This is a genomic window from Paenibacillus sp. FSL L8-0494, assembly GCF_038003695.1.
GTDB classification, from domain to species: Bacteria; Bacillota; Bacilli; order Paenibacillales; family Paenibacillaceae; genus Paenibacillus_AQ; species Paenibacillus_AQ odorifer.
On the sequence record NZ_JBBOPQ010000001.1, the window covers coordinates 3,250,438 to 3,276,694 of the forward strand.

A 26,257-nucleotide genomic window follows, 5' to 3' on the forward strand; every position below is an offset into this window, starting at 1 on the left:
AATTGGAACTGCGCTAACCACTATAATAATTCTAGTAAAATACTCGTGGAGGGAAGTCAATGAGAAAGCATAGCAGTACATATGTTGTTTTACTCTTAAGCACCTTTGTCATAAGCCAGTTGACAGGGCATACCGCTTCGGCTGCAGCAGTTAGTTCTGTTCAGCCAAAATCTGCGGTAGCTGCTGCAACTGTAACAGCTCCTAGTAATCTGGGTTCCGTTTCTTTAGGAGCTAATATCAAAGCTACACTGGAAGATGTGAATATTTGGTCACAGCCTGGAGGCAATATTTTAACTTATACAATTAACTATTCGAATGGCAGCAACAAAAGTGCTAGCCTACTGTATTATTTTTCGAGAGTTATGACCTCTGGCGGCTCTGTCATTCCAGGGAATCCACTAAGTGCTGATTCTACTAAGAAAAAAGTGGGTTCTAATGAAAGCTTGCGCGTTACATATTATGTTAATGTCGGCCAGGTAAATTCGTTAAAAGGTATCAAGATTCCAATGTACGTTTGGGATTCCAAAACCAAGGGGTATCTCAAGCAAGTAGGAACTTTTAATATACCCGCCAACTATTCGCCAACCGCTGTAAACGGTAAAACTGTAAGCACTACAATGAATGACATTCCGGTTGTTGCTAAAAGCGAATCCTTGGAGCTCTACAAATACAGCGGAAAGGTTTATGCCAAGGTGGGCATAAGCTTGACCAATAAAGGCAGCAAAGTATTAAGTGATCCTGGTTACGCAGCATATTTGGTCTCGGCAGGGGGAAGCTCGTATGAATTAGCCCTTGACCGTTCTCAGCTTAGTTATAAAATTCAGCCACAAGAGAAAAAGACCATTTATTATCTTACAGAAATTCCTTCGTATATGAAGACGGATAATATGAAACTGCAATTCACCCAAAAGGATGAGGCGCTGAAGCTGGAGATTGCCAAATCTTCGTACAAGCTGCCTGCGGCTACAACACCAAATTTGGTAGTTGGCAAAGGTGTAATCAAGAAAATTACCATCAATAACAATACGATTGAAACACAATTAAATAACGCAACCGTATACGCAGAGAACAATAAGGGATTCTGGACTTTTCAGCTGCGAGTGAAGAATACAGGGAAGACAGCCGTTACGTTACCTTCTTATGAGCTTGCCGTCAAATCCTCAACTGGGACAACCTTTCCGATCAATTCTAAGGGCTTGAGCGGATTAACCATAAAACCTCTGGAGGAAAAAATCATCCCTCTTACCGCACAAGTCCCCCTTGAAGTAGAACAGAATTCACTGCAATTGCAGATGATTGAGGCTGTTTCTGCTCCAGATAATAGTGAGACGGGAACTACCGGAGACGGAGCAGGAACTGGAAGCACTGGTGGAACCAATGTCGTTACGGGCAACACAGCTAAACTAACTGTTCCGGTTGCTTACTTTACAATCTCCTATACCTTGCGTCCAGAGATACAGAAAGGGCTCGAATATAGAGCAACAAATGAATATGGGACGTTTACTTACAGTTTAGTTTCCTTACAGCGTTTTCCATGGAAAGACGACGATATCGTAGTTGCCAGATTAAATATTACGAATACCCAATCGGTTGCCTTGTCTCTGCCGGAATTAAAGGGAGCTGTTCAGGTAGACAATGAGGACATGTCATCTTCAACGGAACTGTTTATGGATAAGGAAACTTCAACGATTGGACCAGGTAAAAACGCTGAAATCTATGTGTTTGCCAAAATTCCTTATACACAAGAGTTCGATAAACTAAAATTAAATCTTTATTCTATGGTAAAAGAAGAGAAGAGCTCGTTCCTATCAGTTACTACTAACAGCATGATGAACGCTGTAGCTTCTATTGAAACTGGAGGAAGTTATGTTATCTCTGGTAAAGGTAAGAACGCTAAAGTGCAAGAGAACAAAACCATTATTTATGAAGGACTTAACTCCAATCTCGTATACACAGAGCTCCTTTTGAGCAGTGAAGAGAAAAGACAAAGCAAAATGGCTCGCCTCCAAGCTTATTACAAAACGGGAGACGGTCAGCTATTCGAAGCAACAGCCAATCAACCGGATACTTCTGCTACTCCGGGCGGTAAGCAATTAATCACCTTCTGGGCGAAGGTTCCGAAGGCCGTTAATACTTCTGATGTTAGCCTGTTCCTAGGGCCAGGGATTACTGGGAATAAGCTGACGGAACCGGGTCAGGAATCCACTGGATTTATTAATATGGCTTCACTGTCATTAAATCCGGTTACCACTCCACCAGAGAAAAACTTGACGAAGGTGGCAATTTATCCGTATACCATGTCCGTTCTAAGTTCAGAAGGGCGCTCATTACAAGGCAGTGACTCTATAAATATAGTTATGAATTACAATCTTCTTCGTGATAGCAGCTATGATATGGGTACCTTCACGCATAAACTGGTCCTGAAAATGACGGACCCATATGGTCTTTCTCAGGAACGAAGCTTGAACATCGGTACTGATATTCTTGAAGGGACCAACAACTCGTATACAGCAAGCTTTAGCAATAATATGTATAAGAATTTGTCAGGAGGTACCTACCGGATCACGCTGTACGATGAATTCCAAGGCGAACGGATCGAGCTGGCTAGTCAAGCTTATAACATCAAGATTGATAGAGCAGTTGTAACTGAGAAATAGCATTTCATATCTATTATTGTACGAAGAGGAGCAGCTCCAATGTTGCGAGTGGAAAATGTAACGCATTCTTATAAAAACGGTAATGAAACTACAGCAGTGCTTCATCAAATTGACTTTTCTGTGAAAGAGGGGGAGATGGTAGCACTGCTGGGGAGCTCGGGTTCCGGTAAGTCAACGATGCTGAATCTGATGGCAGGACTAATGAAACCTACTGAAGGCCATATTTATATAGCCGATCAAGATATCGTGAAGATGAGTGAGAATAAGCTATCGGAATTTCGCAGAAAAAATATCGGGTTTATCTTTCAAGCGTATGAGCTGATTACTAGCATGACAGTCCGTGAAAATGTAGAGCTGCCGCTGGTTTTTCAATCCGTTGCACCCTCTATACGTAAACAAAAAGCTTTAGAATTGTTGGAAGGGGTCGGCATTCCTGATAAAGCCGACTTGTTCCCTTCCCAGCTGTCTGGCGGACAGCAGCAGCGTGTCAGTATTGCGCGCTCCTTAATTACGGAACCGTCTGTTATTTTTGCAGATGAACCAACCGGAAACCTAGATTCGAAGACAGAAGAAGAAATTATCAATATCCTGCTTAACCTGAACAAGAAGATGAAGACCACCTTCATAGTTGTAACTCACGAGCTAAAAGTCGCGGAGCAAATGCAGCGGATATTCACGCTTCGTGACGGATATATGATTACTGAAAACCAAACTTCTTCGGATACTGAACTCGAAGGGGGTATACTCATTGAGGATTAGTGATATTTCCCGCTTGGCTTGGGAACAGGTCAAACGGCGGAAAGTTGTCACAGGTCTTTGTATGGCTGGCATATCCATTGGATGTGCTGCAATCATAGTTGCATTAAGTATAGGAGACTCCGCACAGAGCTACACGGAGCGGGAAATCAACCGCAATTTCAAAATGGATGAAATTACGGTGTCGCCCAACGGAGGTATACCCTCCCAAGGAGGAGGCAGCGGTGGCAGCGGATCGTCTGCGGCCAATGAAAAGCTTGATCCCGGCAGGCTGACGGCGCAAAAGCTGGAGATTATTAAAGGCTTGCGGCATGTAACTGCAGCAGCTCCCTTTCAAGAGCTAGGGTACATACAGATGTTGACTATCGATAATAAAATAACAGATGTACAGCTTATTGGAACCGATCTACGCCTGTTAACGAAATATGATAAGAAATTCAAACAAGGCGGGGCTTCTGATTTAGTGGGAATGGCTGTACTGAACTATGGTGCAACCGTTGGACTGATTGATAACGAAACTCGGCAGCGGCTTTTTGAACAACTGAGTACAGATCCATATAACAATAAGTTGATGGAACAGTACAACAGCTTAAGTATGCTTCCAACAGATATGTACAAGCAACAGGTTCAATTACAATCTTTTGATCCCGCCTCTCAAACCGGAGGGATGTTAGTTAGCTCACCGATTCAAGTGGTGGGGATCCTCGACAACCCGAGTGGAACGAACGAGAATATGGCTATGTACGACAAGAAGATCTATGTGTCACTAGAGACTGGCGAGCGGCTTGTAGAACAAATGAAGCTATCGAGTGGAACCGCTGGGCAAAAGGGTGTCTATAACTCAGCGATTGTAAAGGTAGACAGCACTGAGAATATCGTGGAACTAGAGAAGCTTATTCAGAAACTTACACTAACGACAAGCACGAATTTGTATCAAAAAGAGGCACTCGCTGATACCTTCAGCATGGTCAAGAAAGCGGCTCTCGGTGTAGGTGTATTTATTCTAATTATTGCTTCGATCTCCATTATCGTTGCGATGACTATGTCCACTCATCAACGACGGCGGCAGATCGGTATCATGAAAGTGCTGGGCGCCAATATGGGCCAGATCCGCAATATGTTCATTACAGAAGCGGCATTGCTCGGGATGTTGGGCGGATTGCTTGGTATAGTCTTTTCATACTTGATTGTATTAGGAATTAATAAGCTCATCGGTACCTCTTCAGGAATGGGTGGAGGCGAGCCTTTGGTGATTTATATTCCTCTGATGACTCTCCCGGTAGGGATCGCATTTGCGGTAATGACAGGGGTATTATCAGGTATTTATCCGGCGATCAGTGCATCCAGAACGAATGCACTCACGGCGATTAAACGGGATTAGCTATTTTTAAGTTGAAAGGAAGCCAAAGTGATGAAGAGGAGAATCAAGTGGATTGTATTGGTACTGATTATAATTGCAGCAGGTTATTTTCTATACAATAAGATGTATAAGCCTGAAGCGCAGTTAGAGCCTGTTGAACCCCCACAAGCAATAACTTTTGAGGTCACACAGGAGACCATTACCAATTCCATACAGGTTAAAGGAAATTCTAATTATGAGAAAGAAACGCTTGTTTATGCTCCATATGCTTCAAAGGTGACAAAGTGGAAGGTTGAGAACGGTGGACAAGTCAAAAAAGGCGATTTACTGTTTACTCTCGATCAGGAAGCCTTAAAGAATGAGATTGCTACACAAGAGGCGACTATCCGAAAAGCAAAGCTGGAAGCAGAGCTGAATGAATTTGTGAGCCAGCAAGACGAGGAGAATGCAGCCCTTGGTGCGACTGAAGCAGAACGGATTAAAGCACTCACAGCCCAAGAAGCAACACGGCTAGGGGACGAGCTTAATCAGGTCAATGCCGAAATACAGGCACGCGAATTAACAGAGAAAAAAGCCAAACTTAAAACAGCACTTTATTATGCTCCGGCAACCGGCATTTTCTTATTTGACAGTGCAAGTGAAATTCCGCAAACAGTGACAGATAATCAATATATCGGAAAAATAGTAGATATGAACAAGCTTGAATTCATTGCTCTTGTAGGTGAACAAGACGTCTTCCGTATAAAGACAGGCATGAAGGTCGACGTAAAAATGACAGCTATAAAAGATTTGAAGTTATCTGGAGAAGTTACGAAGGTAGCGAAATTTGCAAAGACTGCTTCAGGTCAGAATGCCACTACCAGTTCAGTTCCTCAATTCGAAGTGGTGATCACGCTGCAGCCTGACGAGCATTTGATCGGTGGCTTAAGCTTAAACGGAGAAATTGAAACAGTTCGCAAAGAAAATGCCACCGTTGTATCCAGCATAGCTGTAATGCATGAAGGAGACCTCTCCTACGTTATGCTGGATAAAGGGGACGGGCAATATGAACGAAAAGATATCGAAGTGGGTCTGGAAACAACGGACAAAACAGAGGTTCTCTCTGGGTTGAAGGTTGGAGATGTTGTTGTTCTTCAGTAAAAATGACTAACGCTTAGATTTACTTCTCAATCGTTTGACGCCAAACGTTAATATCTTTATTAAGATCGGTAAGATCAGGAACCGGGATTTGCTCATCGGAAAGGTTATATTTGGCTTTTAAGGCTAAGATCCGATAGACGCTTTCATCAATCCGTGTTTCTTGAATCTTACCGTTTTTTACGTTTTGCAGGAGGGAGTCCATGACCCGTTTTTCATTATCATAGCCATGAGCGACAAGGAGAATATCACTACCTGCATTCACAGTATCTACAGCTGCAGCAGCCAGATCGTAGTTCTTCATGATGGCTCCCATGGTTAGATCATCTGTAATTACGATTCCTTGGTAGCCCATTTCATCTCGAAGCTGTTCACCAATAATGGTACGCGATAAGGATGCGGGTTTGTCTGGATCTAATTTTGGAAACAAAATATGAGCGACCATTACGGCGTCCGTCCCCTCTTTAATGGCTGCTTGGAAGGGGAGCCATTCTAATTCGGCTAGCTGACCGGCTGTTTTATTCACAATCGGCAGAGCCAGATGGGAGTCGACAGAGGTATCTCCGTGTCCTGGGAAATGTTTGACAACAGGAACGACGCCTTCACTCTCAATTCCCTTCATTTCGGCAATCCCTAGTTGAATGACTTGGCCAGCAGCATTACCGAACGAACGATCTCCGATGACTGGATTATCTGGATTGCTATTGATATCGAGAACGGGAGCAAAGTTCATATTAAATCCGGCTGAACGTACTTCTCTTGCGAGCAGCTTTCCCATTTTCTCGGCAGCAGCAGCGTCATTACTTGCACCCACTGTTCCGTTAGAAGGGAATGTAGCATATTCTTTAGGCATCCGGCTGACTTTTCCACCCTCTTGATCCACACTCATGAATAGTGGGGCGGGGTTGCCAGTGTTACTCTTTTTCATAGAATTGATAAGACTGATCATCCCTTTCAGGCTTTTAATATTGTCCTTATAGAGGATGATTCCACCGATTTTGTCTTCGGTAATCATCTTTTTAGCTTGCTCATCAAGGACAGTTCCATCAATTCCAACTAGGAGCATTTGTCCGATTTTTTCTTCCAAAGTCATCCCAGCAACCTGAAGAGCAATTGGATCGCTGATTGCTGAGGGGGTGGGAGCCAAGCTAGCGGTTGGTGAAGGTGTGGATTGGGAGGTCGGTGTAGCGGTAGCTTCAGATTGTGAATTATTGCTGCTATTGGAACAGCCAGCTATGAGGAACAGTGACACCATAGCTGCAATAATGAAGAGTGTACCGGAAATCTTAGGCTTTAGGCTGTGACGGGTCAATCTAATCATCTGAATAGTCGTCCTTTCGTTAGCTAAATTAGATATTGGGAGAGGAATCCTTGCTGACTTAGAAGCACGGTGATAAGATAAACTTAAATATTTACATATTAAATTTGAATAATGAGGTGACGGTCCAATGAAAGATGGATTAGTACAAGCACTTAATGAACAGATGAATTTCGAGTTTTATTCCGCTCATGTTTATCTAGCGATGGCTGCTTATTGTTCCGGCGAAAGTCTGGATGGATTTGCAAACTTTTTTCTAATTCAAGCCGAAGAAGAACGGTTCCATGCCATGAAGATTTATAAGTTCCTTAACGATCGGGATAACCGTGCTACGCTAGAAGCACTACCAGAGCCGAAGAACGAATATAACTCGATGTTAGATGCTTTTGAACATGCCTTCGCGCATGAACAACAGAACACTAAACGGTTCTATCATTTGGCTGATCTTGCTCTGGATGAGCGTGAACATGCGACGATTTATTTCTTGAAATGGTTTATAGACGAGCAAGTAGAAGAAGAAGCACTCTTTAGCAACATCATCAGTAAACTGAAACGAATTGATAAAGATAGCAACGCCTTCTACATGCTGGATGCCGAGTTTGCTGCACGTACTTTTACAGCTCCGGCTGAATAAGTTATTGAAGCCCAAAAGCCTGAGAAATCAGGCTTTTTTATTTTATAGATGCAGGAAGTTTAATCGCGAGCAGCTTATTATCCGTTCGAATCATCAGCATCCCTCCAGTTTTAAGGGAAGGGGCAAAGTTACGAGAGCCTGTGTTCACAGTGAAAATAGGCTTCAGAGTTAACATGTCATAAGCGTGAAATAGGCCATCAGATTGTCCACTATAAACCACGTTTCCGAACAGATCCGTCTGTACCACTGGATTCTCTCCAATATTGAGGTCGACAAGCTGTCCAGTTCCTAGCTTAAGTGCGGATAAAGTACCTTTATCTTGATTTTGAAATAACATTCTTTGTTGATAAACTTGGTTCAGTGGAGAGTCTTTTTCTTTAACCATCGAGGTCCAGGTTTGCACCGGTTTACCCTCTGCAGAATAATTCCAGAAATCATATTTCACAAACTTACTACCCTGAAAGATATAAAAGTCTTTTCCATCCAAAAACGCGTTTCCATTCATCCCATTATAAGTGTACACACCATCCTTATTCTCGGTATCTGTCCATTTATATAAACGTTCTCCTTTTAATTCTCCCGTCTTTATGTTGAACACGGATACTTTGACTTTACGATTTACCGGGTCATCATCCATCATAAATGTATTCGTAATGGAGTAGAGAAGTCCATCCTTCACTGCTAACGGCATCCATTGCCGGGTCTGGTCCCATAGTTTTTTTCCTGTCAGACTGTCATAGGCGGCTAGTCCAGCAGTTGTTAAGGCCCCTTGAGACAGATAGCTGCGAATAACGACCCCATCTGTTTCCATGAGATCTGATAAGCCTGTAAAGTTATTACTTTTTTCTACAGCCTTCCATTTGATCTTTCCGGTTACGGCGTCAACTGCTGCTAATTGTTCCTCTTGTGTAACATAAATAGTAGATCCTAAACGCTGTATATTTGTAGCTTTGGGGAGTGTTATGGAAGCCGACCATGCTTTTTTACCTGCCTCACTAACGGCATATAGGGAGCCGCTTTGGGTCAGACCGTAGATAAATCCATTATTGTATGTGAATAGCGGCGCTAATCCACTTCCGAACTCCCATAATTTTTTGCCTGTTGCCGCATTCATTGCGGTTAATTTTTCATTGCGCTGCAACGCAAAGATCTTCCCGTTTTCCGCGAGTGCTGTAATGTCCTGTCCGGTGATTCTGTCTTTTTTTAAAATGGCGAGTTGTGCTGACCAAACAGGTTTTAGGATCGGGGCTGTGACTTCACTGTAATAAGTGTTACTTAGGCTTACAACTGCTTTTTCTGCGGAAATGACTGACGTTGATCCACTGTTTGTTATTGGAATTAAAATACTCCCTATAGCTAAACATGTAACAATTTTCTTCGGCAAAGACTGAATCATCACTCCACGCTCCTTTAAATTTGTCATTACTATAATTAGACAATAAAAATAGCAAAAAGTTACTATTCCAGAAGAATGGAAGCAAAGTTGAACGGGGGCAAACTATGTTACGTTCCGCAAAACAGTTACGACCTTGCAACTCTATTTGACAGAGGGAACTATTACGCCCCGTAGCAACACTGTTTCTCTAGACCCACCCGAATCTCAAAGTGTAGTATAGAACAATACTATTCTTTGGGGGTTCTTTTTTTGGAAACTTATAACGACATTAAACAAGGCGAAAAAGGAGCTTGGCTAAGCATCGTTGCTTATATCTTTTTATCAGCTATCAAGCTGTTCATAGGTACAGTCTCAGGATCTCAAGCGTTGCTTGCAGATGGATTGAATAACAGTACCGATATTATTGCTTCTATCGCGGTACTAATTGGCCTGAAGATTTCCAGAAGACCGCCGGATTCGAACCACAGCTACGGGCATTTTAGAGCGGAGACCGTGGCTTCATTAATTGCTTCATTCATTATGATTGCGGTAGGGCTTCAAGTTTTGTATCAAGCTGTGAACAAGTTTATTCAACCAGCACTGGAAAGTCCTGATCTTATAGCGGCGTGGACGGCAGTGGGTTGTGCTGTAGTTATGATGGCTGTCTATATGTATAATATTAGGCTGGCTCGCGCCATTAACAGTAACGCAATGCGGGCAGTAGCACTGGATAATCGATCAGATGCTATAGTTAGCGTGGGCGCTTTTATCGGAATTGTGGCTTCCTCCTTAGGCGTTCCTTGGCTTGACCCGCTTACAGCTATCATTGTCGGACTAATCATCTGTAAGACGGCATGGGATATCTTTAGCAAGGCTACGCATGATCTAACGGACGGATTTGATGCGGAAGAGCTTGAACAGATGAAAGAAACTGTGGCAGAAATTGATGGCGTACAATCCATAAAAGATATCAAAGCCCGTATCCATGGGAATAACGTATTAGTAGACACAACTGTACTAGTGGATTCTCAGCTAAGTGTGGTGCAGAGCCATGATATTACGGAAGAAATTGAAGAACAGTTAAAAGACCGGCACCAAGTTTCCAATGTACTTGTACATATCGAACCCGTGATGAAGTAGAGATTATTAAATAGGTACCAAATCAGTAGGTGCTATATGTACAGCTAAAGGTTGAATATAGACGCCTGTGATGTTGTTAATAGTTCTTTTGTGGAGAAAGGTGGAAAATAAAATTGAAATGTAATTTTCAAGAAACGGAATGGTGATTTCATGATCGCTTGGAAAGATTCATATGATATCGGTGTAGAAAAAATTGACTGCCAGCACAGACAGTTGTTAGCGAAATTGAACGAGTTCTTTGAAGCATGCAGTAATCAGCAAGGAAAAGAAAAGATTGAGGAAACGCTGAAATTCTTGAAAGAATACACGATTGAACATTTCAGTAATGAAGAGCAGCTGATGGAGGAGATCAACTTCCCTGAACTAGCTGAACATCGTCAGACGCATGCTGATTTCGTGAAGGCAGTTCTCGAATTGGAAGAAACGGTCAAAACAAAGGGAGTATCCGTACTCTCAACCATCAAGCTTAATCGAACGTTAACAGACTGGCTGATAAATCACATCAATAAATGCGATAAGCTGATTGGTCAATGTATGGCCACACGTGATAAAGCGATATAAGATAAACCTCCAAAGAAGATGCCGATGGGCATTTTCTTTTTTTAGTTCCGATGTTTTCCGAACACCGCATTGCAGTTTATACTGGGTTAACGGTTTGTGTTATGATTTGAGATAAGAAGTAGAGAAGTAGTAAGGTAAAGGGGAGAGAAACGATGAAAACATTACGAATGTTAGCTTCAGGATTTGCTATGCTGCTCATTCTGGGTCTTGTTAATTTCTACATTGGCTATCACGGCTGGTTACTTATTCATGAATGGTTTTCAGGTGTTTCGTCAGCAGTATTCTGGACATTATTTATGCTCATCGCTTTTGCGTATGTCATTGGAATGATTCCATGGCCAAAATCGGTTAAACCGATCGCCAGATTCTTTAAAGTGATTGGATCGTATTATCTAGCCTGTATGGAATTTGCTATCATTACGTTACCTTTGGCAGACCTATTATACGTGATACTGGGATGGTCGGGAATCGATCGTACCTATTACATCGCAGAAGCGGGCGGGACAATTCTGATATTATTGGCAGTTTTTCTGATCTGGGGTTCAATCAACGCCTGGAGTACCGTGATCCGCACACATTCCATTCCTATTGATAAATCCATTGGCACCAGTACGCCATTAACGATCGCGGTTGCTTCAGACCTGCACTTAGGGAATATCGTGGGCAATCGTCATCTCAAAAAAATGGTGTCACAAATGAACGCTATGCAACCCGATGTGATTTTGCTGGCTGGAGATGTCTTGGATGACAGCATTGAACCTTTTATCCGCAATAGTATGAGTGAACAGATTAAACAGTTAAAAGCTCGTTATGGTGTCTACGCAGTACTGGGCAATCACGAATATTATGGTGGATCAATTAAGGAATATACCGATTTGATGAGTAGTATTGGGATCAAGGTCCTGCAAGATGAGGTTGAAGAAGTCGCAGGAACCTATATTGTAGGCCGAAAAGATAAGACAGCCGAGGCGATGGAAGCCGGTGGCAGACAAAGTGTAAGCTCCTTGCTCGAAGGACTTGATCTTACACGTCCTGTGATTATGATGGATCATCAGCCTACAGGCTTCGACGTAGCCGCTCAAGCTGGGGTAGACGTTCTACTCTCTGGTCATACACACCGAGGACAGATTGCTCCAAATCACTGGATCACTAAACGTTTGTTCGAGCTGGACTGGGGATATCTTCGTAAGGACAATTTGCATGTAGTCGTGTCGTCAGGTTATGGAACATGGGGACCCCCAATTCGTTTAGCAAGCCGGTCGGAGATCATTAAGCTGGAGGTTATGCTGGAGGGTTCTAAAAAATACAGTGAAGAGCCTGTTTCCACAAAAACGGTGTTAATCTAAGGTGAGTTTATATTTAGAGGCTGTTTCATCAGCAGATTTATTCTGCTAGGTGAGGCAGCTTCTTTTTTTTGACAACGCATGGGGATTGTAGTATGTTTGAAAAAAAGTTAAGGACTTAACTATATTGGAGCTGAATTATAGAATATGGATCATTTACAACAAGTTGTGCTGAATCAGCCATTGCATACCAAAGCATTTTTTACATTAGTTGAAGCTACTGCAAATTTGGTTTCTGTCTCTGAGAAATATTGGCAGTCGAAAGGATTGAACGGAGCAAGAATTCGTATCTTGGTGGAGATCTCTAAACAAGGAGGTGCGATTTTACCTTCTACATTGGCTCAAATTATTGGAGTTACCAAAGCTAATATAAGCATGCTGTTAATACCATTGGAACGAGATGGATTAATAACCCGTTCGAATGATACCAAGGATGGCAGAAAAAGCGTCATTTCGATTACAAGTGAAGGCAAGCAATTACTTTTAGAGCATCTTCCAGAGAATCGTCAGGCTGTCGCAGAGAGAATGCAGAATCTGAATGATCAGGAGCTGCACCAACTTATTTTTTTATTACAAAAACTGAGTACATTCGAATAACAGAAAGGGTGTTATGTATGTCGATTATGGTTACAGGAGCCACAGGCCAATTAGGCAGCTTAATTATGGAGAACCTTGAGAAGTATGTTCCGGCTAGTCAAGTTATTGCTTGTGTTCGTCAGCGAGAGAAAGCTGCTAATTATTTAGAAAAAGGGTTCGAAGTCCGTTTTGGCGATTATGACCAGTTGGATTCGCTGATTGAAGCTTTTACAGGGGTCACAACATTACTTCTAATCTCCAGCTCTCATACCGATGATAAGATCAGATTAAATCAGCATGCTCAGGTCATTCATGCAGCAAAAAAAGCCGATGTGAAACATCTGCTTTATACTGGATTTGCCTTTCCCCCCAAAGGTCCGATTCCTTCTTATCATGTTCATTTACTAACTGAGCAGATGATTCTTGAATCAGGGATAGATTATACGTTTCTGCGTAACGCTTTGTATATAGATTTTGTGGGTGTGCTTGGGTTGAAGGAAGCCATGGAAAGCGGCGAGCTAACCACTTATCCAGGGAACTGGCAGTTTAACTCAGTCACTCGTGAGGATCTCGCTTTAGCTACGGCAAAAGTTCTTACAACGAGTGGACATGAGAACCAAATCTACGAACTAGCCGCACCTAGCGTTTGGGACTTTAACGAATTAGTTGATGTATTATCAGAGTTATCAGGGAAAAGAATTACGTTTCGCGAGGATTCAAGCGTTCAACATTGGATATATTCGTTTCTTGCGAAGATAGACACTGCTTCTACATCAAAAGATCTGGAGAGACTGATGGAGCGGCCGGTTACCACACTTAGAGAGAGTATCAAGCCTTTTGTTTGATCTGACTTTAGTTGTTCTATCGTTATAAAGTTGTTACTATGAGTTCATCCATTATTCAGGGAGTGTAAATGATGAAGAAGATTTTAGTAGCAGATGACGATGTGAATATTCGAACATTATTAAAACATGTACTAACAAGGGAAGGATATCAGGTGATGGAGGCCAGTGATGGCCGAGATGCGATACATAAATTGCAGGACAGTATTGCGGATTTAGCGGTCGTAGATGTAATGATGCCACATGTAGATGGGTTAGAGCTATGTCAGCATATTAGAGAAACGTATGATATTCCGATCATTTTATTGACAGCACGCCAGCAGCTGAGTGATAAAGAGCAAGGTTATTTGCGGGGGACGGATGATTATGTAACAAAGCCTTTTGAGCCTGAAGAGTTGCTATTTCGGATCAAAGCTTTATTCCGCCGCTATTCCATTGCTTCAGATGATCGGATTCGATTAAATTCTCTAGTTATTGATCGCAAAAATTATGAAATAACCGATGGTGATGAGGTTCTGCTGCTGCCGGTAAAAGAGTTTGAGCTTCTGGCTCAATTGGCGCAATATCCAGGCAGGTTATATACACGTAGTGAGTTAATTGAACTGGTATGGGGCATGGATTATGAAGGTGATGAGCGAACAGTCGATGTACATATCAAACGTTTGCGTCAGCGCTTCGTAGATTATCAGGAAGATTTTGTGATCCGAACAGTTCGAGGTATTGGCTATAAATTGGAGATGGTTAACGTATGAGATCCTTGTATGTCCGGATGTGTATTGTCTTCTGTTCAGTAATTGTGGTGAGTAGCCTTCTTGGATTTTTGGTGTCTAATATTTACTATCAAGCCCAGATTAAATCTCAGAACGATGCCAAACTTACCGGAATGGCTATCGAGGTTCAACAATTCGCAGAATCACATCCGGAAACGATGGAGGATTATTTGCGGAGTATAGCCAAGCTGGGTTATAAAATCTATTTAACTGATGCTGAAGGGGAATCAAGATTCTACGGTAAGCCCTTTAGAAAAGAAGATTTGGATGAGCAGCAACTAGAGAAGGTTCTGAATGGGCAAATTTATCATGGGGTCGCGGATTTCCCGGACAGTGCATTTATTACCGGATTTTTTGATAATCAACTGCGTAATTCAATTGGTGTTCCTGTAAAAGTAAACAATGAGACGTATGCTTTGTTTATGCGTCCGGATGCTGAAGTACAGTTCGGTGAGCTGCGCGTCTTTTTCGCTGTGATCATTGGGTTCACCGTGTTGTTTAGCTTAGGCTTTGTAATGATTAGCGTACTACATGTAGTTAGACCTATTACACGTTTGACGACGGCCACTAAACGGATCTCAAAAGGCAGATACGATATCAAATTGAATACGTGGCGGCGTGATGAGATTGGTCAGCTAGCTTCCCATTTTATGATTATGAGCCGGGAGCTGGAACGAACAAATCGGGCACGTCAGGAATTTGTCGCTAATGTATCGCATGAAATTGAGTCGCCATTAACATCTATTCAGGGATTTGCCCAAGCTTTAAAAGATTCTACCTTACCTGAGGATGAACGGTTACAGTATCTCAATATTATTGACCAAGAAAGCCATCGTCTTTCATTGCTTAGCAAACAGCTGCTTACCTTGTCTTCACTTGATTATGATCCTAATTCCATACAGAAAAAGTCGACAGACTTGCGTGCACAACTAAGACAGGTCGTACAAATCATGGAATGGAGATTAACGGAGAAACAACTGGCCGTGCGTTTGAATCTTGCTGACATCAGCGTTCTAGGTGATTCAAATCTATTGTTCCAGGTATGGATGAACCTGCTCTCCAACGCCATAAAATACACACCTGCTGAAGGTTCCATTATGATTTCCGCGAAGCTAGTGGAACAGAACTGTATTGTTTCTGTGTCGGATACTGGTGAAGGCATTTCAGCCGAGGAGTTACCGTTAATCTTTGATCGTTTCTATAAAGTAGATCGAGCACGAACGCATGAAACACATAGCAGCGGACTTGGACTTGCGATTTCTCAAAAAATCGTAGAAGCGCATAACGGAAACATTGAAGTAACCAGTACTTTGGGTGAAGGGACTACCTTTACAGTTACACTTCCGCTTTTGTAATTCATTATTCATACTCCGTTCATTTTCATCTTCTAAACTGTGACTATACAGATTAGAAGGAGTGGTAATATGTTTTTAGCCTTAAGGGAAATGCGACATTCTAAAGCCAGATACCTATTAATTATGGTTATCATGTTATTGGTTTCCTTTCTTGTACTTTTCGTCACGGGACTAGCCAGAGGATTAGCGTATGCAAATATCTCTGCAGTAGAGAACATGCCGGCGAATTATTTTGTAGTACAAGGTGATGCGGATCAGACCTTTAGACGTTCTCAGTTAACAGATACGGAGCTCCAGAATGTACGTGCAGTAGTTGGAGACAATAATGCGTCTTCACTTGCAATGCAGATGAGCACTGTCACTGCTAATGATGCAGACGTTAAAGCAGATATTACTTTTTTTGCAGTAGATATGAATGGGTTATTAGCCCCTAAAGTAGTTGAAGGTGACAAGATTACTAATGAGACAAACGGTAAAGTCCTTGTTGATCGTGACCTCGAACAGTCAGGAATCAAACTTGGCAGTATTATTCGTGATCAGGCAACCGGGATGGAATTTACTGTTGCAGGTTTTGTTGAGGATAGCTCATACAGCCATACCCCAGTAGTTTATATCAACAATCAGGATTGGCAAGCTATGAAGCAGGGGGTTAACCAAGGAGAAGAAACCTCTTCGTCGGTACCGTTTAATGTGATTGCCCTGAATGCGAATGCTGATCAAGTAGATAAGATTTCAACGAATGTAAAAGATGTAGAGGTCATTACGCAAAAAGTAGCTATATCCAATATTCCGGGCTACTCGGCAGAGCAGGGTTCACTGCTAATGATGATTGTTTTCCTGTTTGTGATCGCAGCGTTTGTTCTGGCGGTATTCTTCTATGTCATTACGATTCAGAAAACAAGTCAGTTTGGTATTCTGAAGGCGATGGGTACCAAAATGTCTTACTTGGCTTGGAGCGTGGTAGGGCAGGTCATGATTTTAGCTATATCAAGTCTTTGCATTAGCTTACTGCTTACCTTTGGGATGAATAAGGTCCTGCCAGATTCGATGCCATTCCAACTGGAGCCTTCCACCATTCTTTTAACCAGCTGTTTATTCGTTGGGATGTCTCTTTTAGGATCACTAATTTCTGTCGCTAAAGTGGCAAAAGTAGATGCATTAGAAGCTATTGGGAGGGCTGGAGCATGAGTGCAAAACTAATTATGAAGCAAGTAACCAAAAACTACGGTGATGGCGATACAACGGTGTCTGTGCTGAACAATTTGAATCTAATCGTGAATGAAGGGGAGTTCGTTGCCGTCCTAGGACCTTCGGGTACAGGGAAAAGTACATTCCTTTCAGCGGCTGGTGCGCTTCTAACACCTACTAGCGGTGAGATTTTTATAGATGGAGAATCACTTACAGATAAAAGTAAAAGTGAGCTGACAGAGCTCCGTTTAGAGAAGATAGGCTTTATGTTCCAAAGCGCTCAACTATTGCCTTATTTGAAGGTAGAGGAGCAACTCCTTTTTGTAGCTAAGCAGGGGAAAATGAGTGCTAAGGAAGCGAAGGAACGGGCTGCCGATTTGATGAAACGATTGGATATCTGGAAACGGCGTAATCACTATCCGGAGCAGCTATCCGGTGGGGAGAAGCAGCGTGTAGCTATCGCTAGAGCATGGATGAATAAACCAGCGATTCTCTTTGCAGATGAACCGACAGCCAGTCTGGACTTCAAACGCGGAAGAGAAGTTGTACGCATGATCGCTGATGAGGTGAAGAGTGAGGGGAAAGCAGCGGTAATGGTCACTCATGATGAACGGATGCTCGAATGGTGTGACCGCGTTCTGCATCTGGAAGACGGGCATTTGGTTGAACATCAAGTATAATTTCATAGTGTGGAAGAAAAAAAGCTACTTGTCTTTTCTAAAGACAAGTAGCTTTTTTATAAAGACATCGGTAGCTAAGGAAGAAGAACATTCTTGATGTCGGATGATCGAGAATTGCCTTTCCAGATGATGTTGCCTGATTGGCAGCTCCTTGATCTCACCACTTTCCAGTTCCTTCCGTACAATCCATCTGGAGAGCATGGCGATTCCGAGACCGGAGGCCACAGCTTCTTTAACACCTTGAGAGCTGTTGAAGACATAGGATCTTTTAACAGAAATATCTTCCTCCTGTAGGAAATGATCGCTGAAAGCTCGTGTGCCCGAGCCATGCTCGCGAAGCACCCAAACCTGATCCTGCAACATGCTCTGCTCCACAGAAATCGCTTTTGACAGAGGGTGGGTAGCAGGGGCGACCATAATCATCTCGTCTTTCATATAAGGAGTGACGTTGAGATCATTCTCATGGACCTCGCCTTCAATAAACCCTATGTCCAGTTCGTTGGATTTAACGCCTCCAATAATCTCCTCAGTATTGCCTATCGTCACTTGCAGCTTGACCTGCGGATATTGATTGGCAAAATCAGCAAGTCTTGCCGGCAAAATATATTCACCAATAGTAAAACTAGCGCCGATATGTATACTCCCAGTGACTTCGTCCTGAAGCATATGGATTTCCTGACTTGCTTCATCGAAATGAGCCAATATTTGTTTGGCGTGTTTATAAAGAATACTACCGGCTTCTGTTAATCTAACCTGTTTAGAAGAACGATGCAGGAGTTTAGCACCGAGCTCATTCTCAAGATTCCGGATATGCAGACTGACACCGGGTTGAGATAAATTCAGCGCTTCTCCTGCTTTGGAAAAATGACTCAGTTCAGCTACAGTAACGAATACGCGTAATGGATCTACAATCATTTTAATCCCTCATTAGATTAGTCTATACTCCCGAATAAGCCAAAAATCCACCGTCAACGGGGACGGTAACTCCGGTCACAAAGCTGGACATTGCTTCATCTGCTAACCAGAGTAGTGTGCCAAGCAGATCCTCCGGCTGTCCAAAGCGGCGCATTGGAGTATGAGAGATGATTTTTTGGGAACGGTCTGTAAGCTCGCCATCTTCACGAACCAACAGCTTCTCATTTTGTTTAGTAAGGAAAAAGCCAGGGGCAATGGCATTCACACGTATACCAGACTCAGCGAAATGAACGGAGAGCCACTGGGTGAGATTATTAATTCCTGCTTTGGCAGCGCTGTAGGCAGGTACTTTGGTCATTGGAGAAGGTGCGCTCATGGATGAAATATTAATAACAGATGTGCCCGTTCTGCCGAGCATCTGCTTGGCAAAAACTTGGGTTGGGATCAATGTTCCAATCAGATTAAGGTCCATCACGTTGCGAAATCCATCTACACTAAGATCAAAAAAAGTGAATATGTCCGGGTTCTCCAGGTCATCATTTTTGAAAATCTCTTGGGTCGTATTTGCTGAGGAATCATTTCCGCCAGCACCGTTAATTAATAGATCGCAAGGACCCCAGTGATTCTTAACAGCTTCTGCGGCTTTCATAACACTCTGTTGATCTGTAACATCACAGGAGAGTGAAATTGCTTGACCGCCTGCGGCAGTAATTTCAGCGGCAACCAAATCTCCCTTAGCTGCGGTACGATTTAGAATCGCGACTTTAGCTCCTTGTCGACCTAACTCTAGCGCCATAACCCGGCATAATACACCGGCTCCTCCGGTAATCACAGCGATTTTTCCTTCTAATGTTGGATGCAAAGTTAATTCTAGCATAACCATTGAGCCTCCCTAAAAGTCCTGAGTGTGATTAAAGTTCCTTATCAAGTACGAACTAATCCCTGTTTGGATTGCCCATCGTTCACAGGTTTCTACAAGCTGTCTGCCAATTCCTTCTCCGCGGCAAGTCTGATCAACAACAAGACCTCCGATTTCAACAAATGAAGGAGACTCAAGCAAAATTCGAACGGTCGCATGTATCCATCCTACCAATCGGTGATCTGATTCAGCTACATATACAGCATGATCTCTATGGGTTCCGATTTCTTGTAGTCGTTCTCCTAATTGTTCCAACACATAGATCCGGACATTCCCTAATAAATTTACTTAGTGCTGTTACGATAGGCAGAAGGGGAGATTCCTATTGTCTTTTTGAAATATTTAGAGAAATGGGCTAATTCCATACTTACTTGCTCCGCGATATCTGAAATGCTGAAATTGCTATAAGAAAGCTGTCTTTTAGCATGCTCCATTCTTTTCAATTGCACATAATGCATGGGGGGAACCCCTATAAATTTCTTGAAGTAGGGGATGAAATAGTTCGGATGTAAGTGGACAATTTCTGCTAACTCTTCTATTTCTATGGGTTTATCCAGCCGCTCATCGATATATTGAAGAACATAGGCGAGCTTTCCTTGATCCCCCGTATGTATAAATTCTTGCATAAAGTCTGTTTTGATATTCTCGTTCGATTCAAGGCAAGTAGCAATTAGATTGAGGACGTTCGCCTGAGTACGCAGAATGGACAATACATCCTCTTTTTGAAACTGTTCGATCATTTCTGTGAAAATAACCCGTACGGAATCTGGGTCGGGCGCATCACAGATAAACAGTTTGTTTGCCGAATGGAATAAGGGCCACTCCCCAATATCAGCATCAAAATGGCAGAAATAGCGTGTATAGGGATCATTCATTGACGTTTCTGTAGTTTGAGTGCTTCCTGCGGGCATGATCATTAGCTGACCTGCTCTCGGATAATAAGTAACACCGTTAATGATAACTTTTCCCTCACCGCGGTCAATAAAATACAGCCGATTAAATGTTGGGGTTTCCAGCGTACGATTCCACCCGCTATATCCGCTTCTAAGTTGGGCATGGGTCACTTTTACGGTAAGATTCTGGAGGAATCTGCCGGTAAGGTTACCTGGATTATTCATCATCTAGCTCCTCTATGACTTGATTATCCTTATTATAACGAATTTATTTAACTAAATCATCTTATTATTATGCAAATAATGCTTAGTTTCGATCATGTTCATGTCTATTAATTAAGTATATTCTCATAACATAACCTCAAATAGGGAAGTGATCTGATTGAATAAAGTACGGTATGGCATTATTGGAATTGGGAATATGGGGAGTGCACATGCACAAAGTCTGTTGAATCTTATTAAAGATGCTGAGCTTGCAGCTGTATGTGATGTAAGGGAAGAACGTTTGAAATGGGCAGAAGAGCATTTACCGGAAAGTGTACAGAAATTTGCAACACCCCAAGAGTTATATGAGTCTCATCTCATAGATGCAGTATTAATCTGTACTCCACATTATGATCATCCAACTTTAGCTATCGAGGCTTTTCAATATGGTTATCATGTATTGGTAGAGAAACCGGCTGGGGTCTATACCAAAGCTGTTAAGCAGATGAACGAAGCTGCAGCAAAGTCTGATCGCAAATTCGGAATCATGTATAACCAGCGGACGAATCCTTTATATCAAAAGCTTAGGGATCTCATAAAGTCTGGTGAACTAGGCGAAATCCGCCGCACAAATTGGATCATCACCAACTGGTACAGATCACAAAGTTACTATAATTCCGGTGGTTGGCGGGCTACATGGGCAGGCGAAGGTGGTGGGGTGCTGCTGAATCAAGATCCTCATCAACTAGATTTATGGCAGTGGACGACAGGTATGATGCCTAAGCGGATCAGAGCGTTTTGTCATTTTGGTAAATACCGCAATATTGAGGTTGAAGATGATGTAACCGCTTATGTGGAATATGAAAATGGTGCGACAGGGCTTTTTATCACCACAACAGGTGAAGCACCGGGAACTAACCGTTTCGAAATTACTGGTGATCATGGAAAAATCGTAGTGGAAGACGGGAAGCTAACCTTTTGGCGTCTACGCACGCCGGAGCCGCAATTCAATGCAGAGTTTACGGGAGGATTCGGCAGCCCAGAGTGTTGGAAATGTGAGATTCCTGTAGAAGAAGGTGGCGGTGAACAGCATAAAGGAATTTTGCGGAACTTTACGAATGCCATTCTACACGATGAGAAATTGTTAGCTCCGGGTGAGGAAGGTATTCACGGTCTAACGTTATCTAATGGAATGTATTTATCGGCTTGGACCGACGATTGGGTGGAGTTACCGATTGATGAAGATTTATTTTATGAGAAGCTCATGGAAAAGGTAGAGAATTCTAACTTCAACAAAGAAACCACAGTCGCCCAAACCTTTGATGTTAAGGGAACTCATTAAATTCTAATCAGAGAGGAAAGATCCTATGAATCGTTCAACCATTGCTGCTCAAATGTACACATTACGTGATTTTACTAAAACTGCGGAGGATTTAAGATCCACTTTTCAAAAGGTATCTGCTATGGGTTATGAAGCTATTCAGATTTCAGCCATCGGGCCGATCGATCCGAAACTCGTAAAAGAGTATGCGGATGAATCAGGTCTGGCAATATGTGCAACCCATGTGTCATGGGATCGCCTAACGAACGATTTGGATGCTTTAGCCGCTGAACATAAGCTGTGGAACTGCAAAAATATTGGACTAGGAAGTTTACCGGAAAAATTCCGTACGGGACAAGAAGGTTACCGTGAATTCGCAAAGCTGATGTCGGACATTGCAGTTACTTTAAAAGATCAACATGATCTGCAATTTGTTTATCATAATCACGATTTTGAATTTGAACGCTTTGATGGAATGACTGGCATGGAAATTCTGCTCACTGAGTCTGATCCTGCCGTTGGTTTTGAGTTGGACTTATATTGGGTTCAAGCAGGCGGAGGGAGTCCGGCTGATTGGATACGCAAAGTTGCAGGCAGAATGCAGGTAGTGCATTTAAAAGATATGGCGATTGTTAATAGAAAACAGATCTTTGCTGAAATCGGTGAAGGGAATATGAACTATAAAGAAATTATCAATGTTTGTCGCGAAACGGGTGTTGATTGGTTCGTAGTGGAGCAGGATATTTGCCGTCGTGATCCTTTTGAAAGCTTGGAGATCAGTCTGCGTTATCTTCTTAATACGTTATAGAATGGAGTAATACTGATTAGGAGGGGTTTTATGAATCGGAAAAATGGGATGACCTATGCACCAACATATGAATCCAAACCTGTAGTGAAGCCGGGTGAATTCATCATTGCCGCTATTGCCCTAGATCACGGTCATATTTACGGGATGTGTAACGGACTGGTTGAAGCAGGGGCAGAGCTGAAATGGGTATATGATCCGGATGAGGAAAAGGTCAGAAATTTTATTAGTAAATATCCCGGTGTCAAAGCTGCAGGATCTGTGGAAGAAGTTCTGGAAGATCCCGAAGTGCGATTAATAGCAGCGGCAGCAATTCCATCTGAACGCGGACCTTTAGGCAATCGAGTAATGGCTCACGGGAAGGACTATTTTACGGATAAAGCACCCTTTACAACCCTGGAACAGCTTGAATCCGCTAGAGCAGTGGCAGCAGCAACTAATAAGAAATATATGGTCTACTACAGTGAACGCCTTCACGTTGAAAGCGCTATCTATGCTGGGCGGCTGATTCAGCAAGGAGCTATCGGCCGTGTCCTGCAAGTCATTGGATTAGGGCCACATCGTCTAAATGCTCCTAACCGGCCGGAATGGTTTTTCCAAAGGGAGAAATATGGTGGGATTTTGTGTGACATAGGCAGTCATCAAATAGAACAATTTTTGTATTATGCAGATTGTCAGGATGCTTCGGTTATTCATAGTAAAGTGGCCAATTACAACCATCCGACTTATCCCGAATTAGAGGATTTTGGTGATGCTACTCTTGTAGGTGACAATGGGGCAACACAATATTTTCGCGTGGATTGGTTTACGCCTGATGGGCTGGGCACATGGGGAGACGGGCGCACGATGATTATGGGTACTGAAGGATATATTGAACTGCGTAAATATACTGATATGGGTCGTTCAAATACACCGGATCATGTGTACTGGGTCAATGGGGAAGGGGAACATTATGAGCATGTAGCTGGGAAGGTTGGTTTTCCTTTCTTTGGTGAGCTAATCCTTGACTGTCTGAATCGGACAGAGCTGGCGATGACACAGAGCCATGTGTTCAAAGCTGCCGAGCTATGTCTGAAGGCTCAAGAACAAGCGATCAATCTAACCCCGGCAATACTCAGATAACGATTGAATGATGAACGGAGGGTAATATAGATGAAAGAACTTGGAGCAGCCATTATTGGATGCGGAGCCATTTTCCCTCTACATGCAAAAACATTAACAGGCATCGATGGTGTGAGCCTACTTGCAGTTGCAGATATTGATGCTGACAAAGCATTACATGCGGCTAAAGAATATGACTGCCAAGCTACTAATGATTATAGAGAAATTTTAAAGGATGACCGTATTCATGTTGTACATCTCTGTACGCCTCATTATTTACATGCAGAAATGGCTACGGAGTTGTTACAAGCAGGAAAACATGTCCTTACCGAAAAGCCTATGGCGGCAGATCTTCCTTCAGCCAGACGAATACTTGAAGCCGCACAGCAAAGCACAGGTCAGCTTGGTGTGGTGTTTCAGAACCGTTATAATGATGCCTCCATATATATTAAGCAGGTCATTGATTCAGGAATATATGGGAAGCTGCTCTGCATGAAAGGAATCGTGACCTGGCACCGCAGCGAAAGTTATTATAGCGATAGTGACTGGAGAGGACGCTGGTCTACGGAAGGTGGAGGTCTGCTAATTAACCAAACCATTCATACACTGGATTTACTTCAGTGGTTTGGTGGAGAGGTGGCATCGGTGAAAGGCAGTATTACCACGGATGTGCTAAATGGGGTCATAGAGGTAGAAGATACCGCCCATGCCTGCATCGATTTCACTAGTAATGTCAGAGGGCTCTTTTATGGTACAAATACCTATCTGGAGAATTCTCCAGTGGAGCTGGAGCTAGTTTTTGAAGAAGGTACTATCAACCTCCGCAGAGATCATTTATATCTTTGGAAGGATGGAAAGGAAACCTTGCTGTGTGAGCCTAGATTTAGTGCTACGGAAGGTAAATCCTATTGGGGTACCGGGCATAAGAGACTGATTGAGGACTTCTATGAGCATGTCGCCAGGGGTCAAAAGTTTTGGTTGGATGGTGCTGAAGGGATAAAAGCGCTGGAGTTGGTGGCGGGGATTTATAGTTCATCGCAAAAGGCTGAATAAATAATAAATAAGCTGTATCAAAAGTAGATTACTCTACGAATGATACAGCTTATTGTATTTTTAATGTGAATCACTTATTCTCAATCCTCATAAATCAACGGAACTCTAAATATTCTATAACCTACCTTTTTAGCTTGTCCATGGGGTTGATTTATGTAATTATGTTCTTGGGTAAGTAATTCGTAGATTTACAATAAATATAAAATGATGATTAACGGCAGGTAGGAGGGGTTAGGAATGAGTGTTACATGGAAAAGAAGGATTCTGATCAATGATCCTATTTCACTAGATCCAGTTCAGATTCAGCAAGACTTGTACAGCGGCAACCAAGTGATTGTTCAGTTCTCTGATCCATCGACCTATGGCTCGATTCTGGATGAAGTAAATGAGCTTTGCGCGCGTTTTGATGAAAATTTTGGAGTGCGTTTTTATGGCCATTATTCTGTATCCTTTGATTGTGAGACACTCCTGCAGATTCCAAATGTTAAAATGCTGCTGCTGAATTGTCTTCGCCAGGCACATAACACGAACGTATTGGCTAAGCTGAATAACCTGTATAGTCTGAGCGTGGGTATTTATGAGCTTGAGAATTCGGAGATTCTGAGTATAGATACGTTGCGGTCTTTAAGCATTTTAAATATTAGTTCGGAGAAAAAGACGCTAAATCTGGAATACTTAAAAGAATTCTCTCGTCTAGAACAGTTGCATGTAATAGGAAAGGTTAAAAACCTTAATGCTATTGGAGATCTGGAGGATCTTACCTATCTCGCGCTGCACTCCATCAGCAACAAACCCTTACATTTTATTAATCGGCTAAAGAAATTGAAAGAACTTCGCATTTTACTTGGAGGCAGAGAACATATTCAGGACATCGAAGAGAATGAGATCGAGAGCCTGGAAATTTGTAGAGTCCGTGGCTTTCATGATCTGAGTAATATTTCGGTTTTTCGTGCGTTAAAAAAGCTTGTGATTGAAGATCAAATCCAGCTACGTGAGATTAACTTTGATCAGCAGATGAAGGCATTGGAAGAGCTAACGATTATGAATTGTAAAACATTGGCTCATTTGACGGGAATGGAGCAATTACCTTTTCTGCACAAGCTTCGTATTTTCAAAACGGCGATCGATTTTGATTCATTTATAGAACAAGAGCTTCCAATTGGCTTAACTACATTAGAGTTTGCAACTTTTAAAAGAAAAGTAGATCAGGAAATTCAAAAAACAATAGTAGGGTTGGGATATCAAAACGGAATTGTCTACAATGAGAACAGGGGATGATACAGCTTTTTTTATTCCATAAATCTTGAGGACTTATTTCTATCTTTTTTACAAGCTTTTAAATATTTTATTTTTT

Annotated in this window: 25 protein-coding genes; 19 read left to right on the top strand and 6 right to left on the bottom strand. The window is 42.4% G+C overall.

All coding sequences use genetic code 11. The features are described 5' to 3' along the window. Positions 1 to 59 precede the first annotated feature (59 nt). Genes NYE35_RS14905 through NYE35_RS14920 form a run of 4 tightly spaced genes read left to right on the top strand, consistent with a single transcriptional unit; the run spans position 60 to position 5,913 of the window. Positions 60 to 2,657, top strand: a complete 2,598-nt coding sequence (locus NYE35_RS14905) for a hypothetical protein (protein ID WP_341121491.1) — start codon at positions 60 to 62, stop codon at positions 2,655 to 2,657. A gap of 39 nt (positions 2,658 to 2,696) precedes the next feature. Continuing rightward, positions 2,697 to 3,416, top strand: a complete 720-nt coding sequence (locus tag NYE35_RS14910) for an ABC transporter ATP-binding protein (protein WP_036678220.1) — start codon at positions 2,697 to 2,699, stop codon at positions 3,414 to 3,416. Beyond that, complete coding sequence (locus NYE35_RS14915; RefSeq protein ID WP_170914247.1) at positions 3,406 to 4,794, top strand: ABC transporter permease; 1,389 nt, start codon at positions 3,406 to 3,408, stop codon at positions 4,792 to 4,794. Before NYE35_RS14910 ends, NYE35_RS14915 begins: the two co-directional genes overlap by 11 nt. Before the next feature lie 30 nt (positions 4,795 to 4,824). Then, positions 4,825 to 5,913: an efflux RND transporter periplasmic adaptor subunit gene (locus NYE35_RS14920; RefSeq protein ID WP_038570750.1), complete on the top strand. Its 1,089-nt coding sequence runs from the start codon at positions 4,825 to 4,827 to the stop codon at positions 5,911 to 5,913. A 19-nt stretch (positions 5,914 to 5,932) separates the two neighbouring features. Here the strand turns inward: NYE35_RS14920 and nagZ are convergent, their stop codons facing one another. Further along, entirely contained in the window at positions 5,933 to 7,231 is a 1,299-nt protein-coding gene (gene nagZ, locus NYE35_RS14925) for a beta-N-acetylhexosaminidase (protein ID WP_052097014.1), read from the bottom strand. A gap of 127 nt (positions 7,232 to 7,358) precedes the next feature. On the opposite strand from nagZ, the gene NYE35_RS14930 reads away from it, so the two are divergent. Continuing rightward, complete coding sequence (locus NYE35_RS14930) at positions 7,359 to 7,862, top strand: ferritin (RefSeq protein WP_036678216.1); 504 nt, start codon at positions 7,359 to 7,361, stop codon at positions 7,860 to 7,862. A 37-nt stretch (positions 7,863 to 7,899) separates the two neighbouring features. On the opposite strand, the gene NYE35_RS14935 is transcribed toward NYE35_RS14930, so the two are convergent. After that, on the bottom strand, positions 7,900 to 9,258 hold the full coding sequence (locus tag NYE35_RS14935; RefSeq protein WP_340890796.1) for an outer membrane protein assembly factor BamB family protein: 1,359 nt from the start codon (positions 9,256 to 9,258) through the stop codon (positions 7,900 to 7,902). Positions 9,259 to 9,507: 249 nt separating this feature from the next. Here NYE35_RS14935 and NYE35_RS14940 point away from each other — a divergent pair, with 249 nt between their 5' ends. The 9 genes from NYE35_RS14940 to NYE35_RS14980 all read left to right on the top strand — a co-directional run bounded on the left by NYE35_RS14940 (position 9,508) and on the right by NYE35_RS14980 (position 17,692). After that, entirely contained in the window at positions 9,508 to 10,377 is an 870-nt protein-coding gene (locus NYE35_RS14940; protein WP_036678210.1) for a cation diffusion facilitator family transporter, read from the top strand. Between the two features lie 150 nt (positions 10,378 to 10,527). Next, positions 10,528 to 10,938, top strand: a complete 411-nt coding sequence (locus NYE35_RS14945) for a bacteriohemerythrin (RefSeq protein ID WP_051491008.1) — start codon at positions 10,528 to 10,530, stop codon at positions 10,936 to 10,938. Between the two features lie 152 nt (positions 10,939 to 11,090). Next, complete coding sequence (locus NYE35_RS14950) at positions 11,091 to 12,284, top strand: metallophosphoesterase (RefSeq protein ID WP_076274429.1); 1,194 nt, start codon at positions 11,091 to 11,093, stop codon at positions 12,282 to 12,284. A 144-nt stretch (positions 12,285 to 12,428) separates the two neighbouring features. Continuing rightward, positions 12,429 to 12,878, top strand: coding sequence for a MarR family winged helix-turn-helix transcriptional regulator (locus NYE35_RS14955; protein ID WP_076099328.1), 450 nt, complete (start codon positions 12,429 to 12,431; stop codon positions 12,876 to 12,878). Positions 12,879 to 12,895: 17 nt separating this feature from the next. Next, positions 12,896 to 13,702 carry an NAD(P)H-binding protein gene (locus NYE35_RS14960; protein ID WP_076099327.1) on the top strand — a complete coding sequence of 269 codons (807 nt, stop codon included), beginning with the start codon at positions 12,896 to 12,898 and terminating at the stop codon, positions 13,700 to 13,702. A gap of 71 nt (positions 13,703 to 13,773) precedes the next feature. After that, positions 13,774 to 14,451 carry a response regulator transcription factor gene (locus NYE35_RS14965; protein ID WP_036678199.1) on the top strand — a complete coding sequence of 226 codons (678 nt, stop codon included), beginning with the start codon at positions 13,774 to 13,776 and terminating at the stop codon, positions 14,449 to 14,451. After that, positions 14,448 to 15,824 (top strand): sensor histidine kinase, encoded by a 1,377-nt coding sequence (locus tag NYE35_RS14970; RefSeq protein ID WP_076272492.1) that lies wholly within the window; start codon positions 14,448 to 14,450, stop codon positions 15,822 to 15,824. The genes NYE35_RS14965 and NYE35_RS14970 overlap by 4 nt, the downstream gene beginning before the upstream one ends. 69 nt (positions 15,825 to 15,893) lie before the next feature. Continuing rightward, positions 15,894 to 17,012: an ABC transporter permease gene (locus NYE35_RS14975; RefSeq protein ID WP_076272493.1), complete on the top strand. Its 1,119-nt coding sequence runs from the start codon at positions 15,894 to 15,896 to the stop codon at positions 17,010 to 17,012. Further along, entirely contained in the window at positions 17,009 to 17,692 is a 684-nt protein-coding gene (locus NYE35_RS14980; RefSeq protein ID WP_036678191.1) for an ABC transporter ATP-binding protein, read from the top strand. Before NYE35_RS14975 ends, NYE35_RS14980 begins: the two co-directional genes overlap by 4 nt. Positions 17,693 to 17,716: 24 nt before the next feature. On the opposite strand, the gene NYE35_RS14985 is transcribed toward NYE35_RS14980, so the two are convergent. Genes NYE35_RS14985 through NYE35_RS15000 form a run of 4 tightly spaced genes read right to left on the bottom strand, consistent with a single transcriptional unit; the run spans position 17,717 to position 20,647 of the window. Continuing rightward, positions 17,717 to 18,607, bottom strand: coding sequence for a LysR family transcriptional regulator (locus NYE35_RS14985; RefSeq protein ID WP_036678189.1), 891 nt, complete (start codon positions 18,605 to 18,607; stop codon positions 17,717 to 17,719). A 22-nt stretch (positions 18,608 to 18,629) separates the two neighbouring features. Then, positions 18,630 to 19,484 carry an SDR family oxidoreductase gene (locus NYE35_RS14990; protein WP_076099325.1) on the bottom strand — a complete coding sequence of 285 codons (855 nt, stop codon included), beginning with the start codon at positions 19,482 to 19,484 and terminating at the stop codon, positions 18,630 to 18,632. A gap of 15 nt (positions 19,485 to 19,499) precedes the next feature. Next, entirely contained in the window at positions 19,500 to 19,784 is a 285-nt protein-coding gene (locus NYE35_RS14995) for a GNAT family N-acetyltransferase (protein WP_076105606.1), read from the bottom strand. Between the two features lie 26 nt (positions 19,785 to 19,810). Next, complete coding sequence (locus NYE35_RS15000; RefSeq protein WP_341121497.1) at positions 19,811 to 20,647, bottom strand: AraC family transcriptional regulator; 837 nt, start codon at positions 20,645 to 20,647, stop codon at positions 19,811 to 19,813. 154 nt (positions 20,648 to 20,801) lie between these two features. On the opposite strand from NYE35_RS15000, the gene NYE35_RS15005 reads away from it, so the two are divergent. From NYE35_RS15005 to NYE35_RS15025, 5 genes are all read left to right on the top strand, one after another. Continuing rightward, the gene (locus tag NYE35_RS15005) at positions 20,802 to 21,965 is read left to right on the top strand and encodes a Gfo/Idh/MocA family protein (protein ID WP_076272495.1); all 1,164 of its coding nucleotides are present in this window, start codon (positions 20,802 to 20,804) and stop codon (positions 21,963 to 21,965) included. A gap of 25 nt (positions 21,966 to 21,990) precedes the next feature. After that, complete coding sequence (locus tag NYE35_RS15010) at positions 21,991 to 22,752, top strand: sugar phosphate isomerase/epimerase family protein (protein ID WP_341121499.1); 762 nt, start codon at positions 21,991 to 21,993, stop codon at positions 22,750 to 22,752. Between the two features lie 30 nt (positions 22,753 to 22,782). Then, positions 22,783 to 23,871, top strand: a complete 1,089-nt coding sequence (locus NYE35_RS15015; protein WP_036678180.1) for a Gfo/Idh/MocA family protein — start codon at positions 22,783 to 22,785, stop codon at positions 23,869 to 23,871. 30 nt (positions 23,872 to 23,901) lie between these two features. Then, positions 23,902 to 24,903 (top strand): Gfo/Idh/MocA family protein, encoded by a 1,002-nt coding sequence (locus NYE35_RS15020; RefSeq protein WP_038570769.1) that lies wholly within the window; start codon positions 23,902 to 23,904, stop codon positions 24,901 to 24,903. A gap of 237 nt (positions 24,904 to 25,140) precedes the next feature. Next, positions 25,141 to 26,181, top strand: coding sequence for a hypothetical protein (locus NYE35_RS15025; RefSeq protein ID WP_341121500.1), 1,041 nt, complete (start codon positions 25,141 to 25,143; stop codon positions 26,179 to 26,181). The last annotated feature ends 76 nt before the right edge of the window (positions 26,182 to 26,257 follow it).

Bases quoted from the DNA above. Each gene is read 5' to 3' on its own strand.
- NYE35_RS15010 (WP_341121499.1), top strand. From the start codon at position 21,991: ATGAATCGTTCAACCATTGCTGCTCAAATGTACACATTACGTGATTTT.
- NYE35_RS14965 (WP_036678199.1), top strand. From the start codon at position 13,774: ATGAAGAAGATTTTAGTAGCAGATGACGATGTGAATATTCGAACATTA.
- NYE35_RS14945 (WP_051491008.1), top strand. From the start codon at position 10,528: ATGATCGCTTGGAAAGATTCATATGATATCGGTGTAGAAAAAATTGAC.
- NYE35_RS14935 (WP_340890796.1), bottom strand. From the start codon at position 9,258: ATGATTCAGTCTTTGCCGAAGAAAATTGTTACATGTTTAGCTATAGGG.
- NYE35_RS14985 (WP_036678189.1), bottom strand. From the start codon at position 18,607: ATGATTGTAGATCCATTACGCGTATTCGTTACTGTAGCTGAACTGAGT.
- NYE35_RS15020 (WP_038570769.1), top strand. From the start codon at position 23,902: ATGAAAGAACTTGGAGCAGCCATTATTGGATGCGGAGCCATTTTCCCT.
- NYE35_RS14920 (WP_038570750.1), top strand. From the start codon at position 4,825: ATGAAGAGGAGAATCAAGTGGATTGTATTGGTACTGATTATAATTGCA.
- NYE35_RS14960 (WP_076099327.1), top strand. From the start codon at position 12,896: ATGTCGATTATGGTTACAGGAGCCACAGGCCAATTAGGCAGCTTAATT.
- nagZ (WP_052097014.1), bottom strand. From the start codon at position 7,231: ATGATTAGATTGACCCGTCACAGCCTAAAGCCTAAGATTTCCGGTACA.
- NYE35_RS14975 (WP_076272493.1), top strand. From the start codon at position 15,894: ATGTTTTTAGCCTTAAGGGAAATGCGACATTCTAAAGCCAGATACCTA.
- NYE35_RS15000 (WP_341121497.1), bottom strand. From the start codon at position 20,647: ATGATGAATAATCCAGGTAACCTTACCGGCAGATTCCTCCAGAATCTT.
- NYE35_RS15025 (WP_341121500.1), top strand. From the start codon at position 25,141: ATGAGTGTTACATGGAAAAGAAGGATTCTGATCAATGATCCTATTTCA.
- NYE35_RS14950 (WP_076274429.1), top strand. From the start codon at position 11,091: ATGAAAACATTACGAATGTTAGCTTCAGGATTTGCTATGCTGCTCATT.
- NYE35_RS14980 (WP_036678191.1), top strand. From the start codon at position 17,009: ATGAGTGCAAAACTAATTATGAAGCAAGTAACCAAAAACTACGGTGAT.
- NYE35_RS14930 (WP_036678216.1), top strand. From the start codon at position 7,359: ATGAAAGATGGATTAGTACAAGCACTTAATGAACAGATGAATTTCGAG.
- NYE35_RS14910 (WP_036678220.1), top strand. From the start codon at position 2,697: ATGTTGCGAGTGGAAAATGTAACGCATTCTTATAAAAACGGTAATGAA.
- NYE35_RS14905 (WP_341121491.1), top strand. From the start codon at position 60: ATGAGAAAGCATAGCAGTACATATGTTGTTTTACTCTTAAGCACCTTT.
- NYE35_RS15015 (WP_036678180.1), top strand. From the start codon at position 22,783: ATGAATCGGAAAAATGGGATGACCTATGCACCAACATATGAATCCAAA.
- NYE35_RS14955 (WP_076099328.1), top strand. From the start codon at position 12,429: ATGGATCATTTACAACAAGTTGTGCTGAATCAGCCATTGCATACCAAA.
- NYE35_RS14970 (WP_076272492.1), top strand. From the start codon at position 14,448: ATGAGATCCTTGTATGTCCGGATGTGTATTGTCTTCTGTTCAGTAATT.
- NYE35_RS14990 (WP_076099325.1), bottom strand. From the start codon at position 19,484: ATGCTAGAATTAACTTTGCATCCAACATTAGAAGGAAAAATCGCTGTG.